General features: G+C 65.5%; 1 protein-coding gene. It reads right to left on the reverse strand.

The genetic code is table 11. From position 1 onward, the window contains the following. A partial coding sequence (locus Pth03_RS41195; RefSeq protein WP_203949961.1) for a transposase occupies positions 1–478 on the reverse strand: 478 nt, incomplete at its 3' end. Positions 479–579: the final 101 nt, after the last annotated feature.

Genomic DNA, 579 nt, shown 5'->3' on the forward strand with positions numbered 1-579 from the left:
GCTCCCCGGCGACGACCTGCCCCCATGGCTCGAACCACCACAAGCAGCACAACCCGAACCCCACCCACCACCTCGCCCAGACCCAGCCCACGACACCCCGCCCTTCTGACTCACCTTCGTCCTGAATCCGGGCGAGGGTGGCGGTCCCTGCCATGCGCGAGAGCGGCGTCCGGGGGTTTTTCTCGCTTAGCTTGATCACGGTTTTGGGCAGCGGTAGGCCGGCCAGCATGCCACGCAGCCGGTCTTCCTCGACGTCTCCGCAGTTCAAGGCGTCGTAGGGGGCGCCATGGCCGCGCCGATGCTCGGGTGTCAGCGTCAGATCGACCAGCGATCTGACCGCCCCGTCGGCGCACAGCAACGCGTCGGTGAGTTCGAACAGCGCGTCCGCTCGTGCGGTCAGGCAGTCATACAAGTCGGTCCGGAACCGGGACAACACCGTCAACGACTCGACTCGGGCAGGATCGTCCAGCAGACTCATCCTCACGGCCTTGGTTAGTGATCATGGGTGCTTCAGCAACGCACATGATCACGCCAGGGCCGCTCTGCTGTCCGGTGAACGCCAAAACCCTCGGCTAGTGG

This window comes from Planotetraspora thailandica, from assembly GCF_016863335.1.
Taxonomy (GTDB): Bacteria; Actinomycetota; Actinomycetes; order Streptosporangiales; family Streptosporangiaceae; genus Planotetraspora; species Planotetraspora thailandica.